General features: G+C 40.9%; 7 protein-coding genes and 1 pseudogene. 4 read left to right on the forward strand and 4 right to left on the reverse strand.

Translation table 11 applies throughout. The features are described 5' to 3' along the window. The 4 genes and pseudogenes from WA010_RS05855 to WA010_RS05870 all read left to right on the forward strand — a co-directional run. Positions 1 to 472, forward strand: a pseudogene (locus WA010_RS05855) (peptidylprolyl isomerase); the annotation flags it as partial. 1 nt (position 473) lies between these two features. Next, positions 474 to 1880 carry a cell division protein FtsA gene (ftsA, locus tag WA010_RS05860; protein WP_422556209.1) on the forward strand — a complete coding sequence of 469 codons (1407 nt, stop codon included), beginning with the start codon at positions 474 to 476 and terminating at the stop codon, positions 1878 to 1880. Between the two features lie 18 nt (positions 1881 to 1898). Continuing rightward, positions 1899 to 3041 carry a cell division protein FtsZ gene (ftsZ, locus tag WA010_RS05865; protein ID WP_422556210.1) on the forward strand — a complete coding sequence of 381 codons (1143 nt, stop codon included), beginning with the start codon at positions 1899 to 1901 and terminating at the stop codon, positions 3039 to 3041. A gap of 12 nt (positions 3042 to 3053) precedes the next feature. After that, positions 3054 to 3344 carry a J domain-containing protein gene (locus WA010_RS05870; protein WP_422556211.1) on the forward strand — a complete coding sequence of 97 codons (291 nt, stop codon included), beginning with the start codon at positions 3054 to 3056 and terminating at the stop codon, positions 3342 to 3344. A 3-nt stretch (positions 3345 to 3347) separates the two neighbouring features. Here WA010_RS05870 and WA010_RS05875 read toward each other — a convergent pair whose 3' ends face one another. From WA010_RS05875 to WA010_RS05890, 4 genes are all read right to left on the reverse strand, one after another. Beyond that, positions 3348 to 3788 (reverse strand): DUF86 domain-containing protein, encoded by a 441-nt coding sequence (locus WA010_RS05875; protein WP_422556212.1) that lies wholly within the window; start codon positions 3786 to 3788, stop codon positions 3348 to 3350. Next, the gene (locus WA010_RS05880; RefSeq protein ID WP_422556213.1) at positions 3781 to 4068 is read right to left on the reverse strand and encodes a nucleotidyltransferase family protein; all 288 of its coding nucleotides are present in this window, start codon (positions 4066 to 4068) and stop codon (positions 3781 to 3783) included. The genes WA010_RS05875 and WA010_RS05880 overlap by 8 nt, the downstream gene beginning before the upstream one ends. Positions 4069 to 4110: 42 nt before the next feature. Beyond that, the gene (locus tag WA010_RS05885) at positions 4111 to 4863 is read right to left on the reverse strand and encodes an ABC transporter ATP-binding protein (protein WP_422556214.1); all 753 of its coding nucleotides are present in this window, start codon (positions 4861 to 4863) and stop codon (positions 4111 to 4113) included. After that, positions 4860 to 5174 (reverse strand): DUF4149 domain-containing protein (locus WA010_RS05890; protein WP_422556215.1); only part of this gene is annotated, 315 nt, incomplete at its 5' end. The genes WA010_RS05890 and WA010_RS05885, both read right to left, overlap by 4 nt.

Consider the following 5174-nt stretch of genomic DNA (forward strand, 5'->3'; position numbering starts at 1 on the left):
CCTCAAACCTCGTAAAGCGGAGAACAATTACATTATCATTAAATTAGAAAAAACCAACCCTTCACACCCAATGAGCTATGAAGAAGCCAAAACAAATGTTAGTGCTCTTTATATGAATGAAGCAAAAAAAACTAAGCTTCAAGAGTTAGCCCAAAACAGTTATAAAACATTTACTGGTACGACTACCGATTTCCTGACACGTAAAGATAATACAAAATTAGCAGGGTTAAGCCCTCAAGAAGGGTCTGAATTTTTATCAAAACTCTTTACATCCAAACAAAAACAAGGTTTTATCACGTTAGAAAGTGGAAATGTTATAATCTATAACGTTTTGGAACAAAAGTTGCTTCAAGATAAAACAATAGCGGAAGGGAATACCGCAGACAAGCTAAAAGGGAGCTTGTTAGATCAAGGTTTAATTAAAACGCTTGAAGGTAAGTATCCAGTTGAAATCTATGTAGAGGGGATCTGATTTGAAACGAACTGTTTTAGCCATTGATATCGGCTCAACAAAAGTTTGTGCGCTCATCGCTGAAATCGATGATGATAACAGCGCACAAATCATCGGAGCCGGCATCGCAAAAGCGCAAGGTCTTCGTAAAGGAAGTATCACTAATATCGAACTGGCAAGTAAATCGATTAAAAGTGCCTTGAACGATGCAAAACGCGTTGCCGGAACCGAACTTCGCAGTGCCATTGTCACTATCTCCGGTGCCTATACCAAAAGTTTAAATTCAAGCGGTATCGTCAATATCCCAAACAAAGAGATCAGCCTTAATGAAATTCAACGGGTTATGCATACCTCACTGTATAATGCCAATATTCCTAATGAATTTGAAGTTCTACATGCCCTTCCGTACAACTTCAAAGTAGATGACCAAGATTTTATCGAAGATCCTCTAGGGATGAACGCTGCTCGATTAGAAGTTGAAACTCATATCATCACGACCCAAAAATCCAATCTCAATAATCTCCGTAAAGCGGTTAAAGCTGCCGGTGTTGATGTCGAGAGTGTTGTCCTCAGCGGATACGCTTCAGCGATCGCCGTTCTTAATGCGGATGAAAAAGAGCTCGGTGCCGCTGTGGTCGATATGGGTGGAAACACGAGTAACATCGTTATTCATTCCGGTCATGCTATACGTTACAATGATTTTTTAGGGGTTGGATCAAATCATATCACCAACGATTTATCAATGGCATTGCATACGCCTCTTCATACAGCGGATAATGTTAAAATCAATTATGGATCTCTCTACACTCCGAGCAATGATCTCATTGAACTTCCCGTCATCGGTGATGAAAATTCGAGTCATGAAGTTTCACTCGAAGTCGTTCATAACGTTATCTACGCACGTGTTGAAGAAACCTTAATGATTATCGCCCAATCGATTGAAAAAAGTGGTCTCAAAGAACATATGGGAGCCGGTGTTGTTCTCACCGGTGGATTTACCAAAATTGAAGGTTTACGTGAACTTGCCGTCGCTATTTTAGATAATATGCCGGTACGTCTCGCTAAACCAACCGATATTGGGGGTCTTTTTGATACCCTAAGAGACCCATCGTATTCAGGTGCCGTAGGACTAGTTAAATATCTTGCAGGAGGTTATACTCCATACGAAATTGATGTCAATCGACGTATGCGCCATACGAGTGAAGAACCAATGCCATCACACAATATGATTCAAGAAGATGTACCTAAATTTGATTCTTCTACCTCTATTCCTATTCCACCATCAGCAATACCAACCCCACCACTGATCAAGGAAGAGAAAAAAGCAGAACCACAAAAAATGGTCAATATAACAGAAAAAAAACCCGTAGAGGGTGATCAACCTAATCCTGTTTCCAAATTTTGGAACTGGGCAACTCAACTATTTTAATCACGTCAAGGAGCAAGCATGGAACCATTTTCAATTGAAGAATCAACAACTCTCACAGGAGCGCGTATCGTAGCAGTCGGTGTCGGCGGCGGCGGCGGAAACATGATCGGCTATATGCTTAAAGAGCAAATTCCGGGTATTGAACTGATCATTGCAAACACGGATGCTCAAGTATTGGAACAAGGTTCAGCGGCAACCAAAATCCAACTTGGTGCAAAACTGACCAAAGGTTTAGGTGCAGGGATGAAACCTGAAGTGGGTAAAGAATCTGCCCTAGAAAGCTATGAAGATTTGGCTCATGCACTAGAAGGTGCCGATATCGTTTTCGTAGCAGCGGGTCTCGGTGGTGGTACTGGAACGGGTGCAGCTCCAATCATCGCTAAAATCGCTAAAGAAGTGGGTGCTCTGACGATCGCGGTTGTGACTAAGCCGTTCTCATTTGAGGGTAAAAAACGTCTTAAACTTGCAGAAGACGGTTTGAATGAACTCAAAAATGAATCTGATTGTATCGTTGTCATCCCAAATGACAAACTCCTCTCGATCATCGATCCTAAAATGGGAATCAAAGAGAGCTTTAAAATTGTTGACAGCGTACTTGCTCGCGCTGTTAGCGGAACATCTGGCGTTATCCTAGCTAGCGGTGACAACGACATCAATCTTGACTTCGCCGACCTGCAAACCGTAATGAGTCACCGTGGATTGGCTCTCATGGGTGTGGGCGAATACAAAGGTGAAAATGCGGCATACGAAGCGATCAAAAATGCTATCGAATCTCCGCTTCTTGATAATATGTCAGTGAACGGAGCACTTGGGGTGTTGGTACACTTTAGTATGCACCCTGATTTTCCATTTATGGAACTCTCTGCTGCAATGGATGTGGTTCATAATAGCGTTGATGAATCAGCCGACGTTATCTTCGGAACAACAACAGACGAAACTTTGCCAAAAGATTTTATCCGTATCACCCTAGTAGCAACCGGTTTTGAGAAAAAAGCATCACAAGGAATTAACAACTGTGAATTTGAAAATAAAGAAGTTGTTTCTACTGCTGTTGCACAACCACGAGTTGTAGCTCGTCCTGCTCTTCAAAGAGTAGCCAACGGTGACTACACAGAAGACTTCCTAGACGTACCAACATTCATGCGTCAACAAAGAGATTAATCTCTCTGTTTCATGCTCTCATTTGACACGCTCATAAAGGCCAAAACGCTCCTTGGTCTGAGCGACAAAGCTACCCTCTCCGACATCAAAATCCGTTACAAAAATATGATGCAACAATGGCATCCCGACAAACATCTAGATGACCAAGAAACGGCTCATGCCATGAGTACCCAAATCAATGATGCCTATGCTGTATTGCTTGAATACTGTTCCCGATATGAATTTAATTTTGATGAAGAGCATTTGAGAGAAAAAAACCTCACTCCGCAGGAGTGGTGGACGAAGAAGTTTGGGGGGAGATAAGACTTAGTGTTTTATTTTTTCTAATAAATTTGTTAATAACGCAACTGTTTTTGTACTGTATTTAAAATCATCGAGATTACTTTTTATAACATCATCCAAAATTTCTTTATCACCATTTTCAAATAACTTAGTAATTTCATCTCTAAATTTATCCAAATAGATCGTAATCACTTCCCAAATTTCATCACTGTCTATGCCAAAATACTCATGAGCTATAACGTTTCTAAAATCGACAACAATCTGCCACTCATTGTCTAAAAGATTTCCACGTATCAGATGTTTTGTCGCTTCACCAATAATTTCTAATTCACGCATCGTCGCATCAAAACTTTTTTCATCGTGTATAAAATCTTGGGGATTATTAAACTCTGCCGTATAGCGCTTGACTTTCTCGATAGCGATCAAAATATCGACAATAAAAAATTCTACTACCCGCTTAGACATAAATAATATCTTTTGCCACTTCTTTGGCTATAAAACTGCGTAATGCACTCATATAACCGACATCAAGTGAGCGGTTTAGATCAGATTCTATCTCTCTTTTAAAGGCTATACGTTTCTCTAAACTTTTGGGATTCATTTCTATAACTAAGTCTATATCACTGTTTTGCGTAGCTTGATCACGTGCAAAACTGCCAAAAAGCCCTATTTTAACGACACCGAAATCTTTATAAAATCTCTCTTTATGTAACGACAAATAGTTTAAAACTTCTTGCTTAGTCATCAACGCTCTTTTGTATCATAATACGTCATTGTATCGAATTATTTAATGAAACGCGATCGGCCCTACAGAGCGTGCATGAATAAACTGTTGAACGACAGCATTCGTTGAATTTCTAAACCTCTCTTTGTCCCCTGCTTCGACAATCACACCGTCAAAGAGCATTGCGTAATTATCCCCCGCTTTGAAACTCTCGGCGATATCGTGACTGATGAGTACCGATGTCATCCCGATCTCATCACGCAAACGACAAATCATCTGGGTGATAAAATCACTCGTAACAGGATCTAAACCTGATGTCGGTTCATCATAGAGGATCACTTCGGGTTCAAGTGCGAGAGTACGTGCTAATCCGACCCGTTTGCGCATACCTCCACTGAGTTCTTCGGGGTAGAGGGATTTGACGATTTTAGGGTCAAGTCCCACCATAGTGAGTTTTTCATCGATTTTATAATCGAGTTCTTTGGTAGTCAGGTTTTGATGCTCAACCATCGGGAATGCGACGTTATCGCGGATGTTCATACTGTCGAAAAGTGCGCCGCTTTGGAATAAAAATCCGATTTTTTTGCGAAACTCACGCAATGTCACTTCATCGGCATTATCAATCCGAGTTCCGTTATAGGTGATCGTTCCGCTATCGGGTTTTAGCAATCCCACCATGTGTTTAATTATCGTCGATTTACCGCCACCTGATACTCCGAAAATAACGGTCGTTTTCCCCCGCTCGATCTCTAAAGTGACACCTTTTAGAATTTCGCGTTTACCGAAACGTTTGGTAATGTTTTCAAATTTGATCATTTTTTCACCGCCAATAGATAAGCTCTGCGGGAAAAGAGGATCAATAACATCACTAACAGTATTTTGAAATCGATCTCACTCGCTTTGTGTAATGCTTCAAATGATGCATCAATCGCCGCTTCACCGCGAGATTGATACTCTAGGATTTTCGGGGTATAGACCGCGCTAAAAAGGAGCAATGTCGATAGGGAACCTAATGCACTCAAAATGGAGACTTTATCGATTTGCATCACTTTGTAGCGTGACACTTCATACACTGCAATCACAACTGCCATAAAATAAGCCCAGTAGGTAAATCGGTGGAATATCTC

Source organism: Sulfuricurvum sp. (assembly GCF_049305995.1).
In the GTDB taxonomy this organism is placed as follows: Bacteria; Campylobacterota; Campylobacteria; order Campylobacterales; family Sulfurimonadaceae; genus Sulfuricurvum.

Bases quoted from the DNA above. Each gene is read 5' to 3' on its own strand.
- WA010_RS05875 (WP_422556212.1), bottom strand. From the start codon at position 3,788: ATGTCTAAGCGGGTAGTAGAATTTTTTATTGTCGATATTTTGATCGCT.
- WA010_RS05870 (WP_422556211.1), top strand. From the start codon at position 3,054: ATGCTCTCATTTGACACGCTCATAAAGGCCAAAACGCTCCTTGGTCTG.
- WA010_RS05885 (WP_422556214.1), bottom strand. From the start codon at position 4,863: ATGATCAAATTTGAAAACATTACCAAACGTTTCGGTAAACGCGAAATT.
- WA010_RS05880 (WP_422556213.1), bottom strand. From the start codon at position 4,068: ATGACTAAGCAAGAAGTTTTAAACTATTTGTCGTTACATAAAGAGAGA.
- ftsZ (WP_422556210.1), top strand. From the start codon at position 1,899: ATGGAACCATTTTCAATTGAAGAATCAACAACTCTCACAGGAGCGCGT.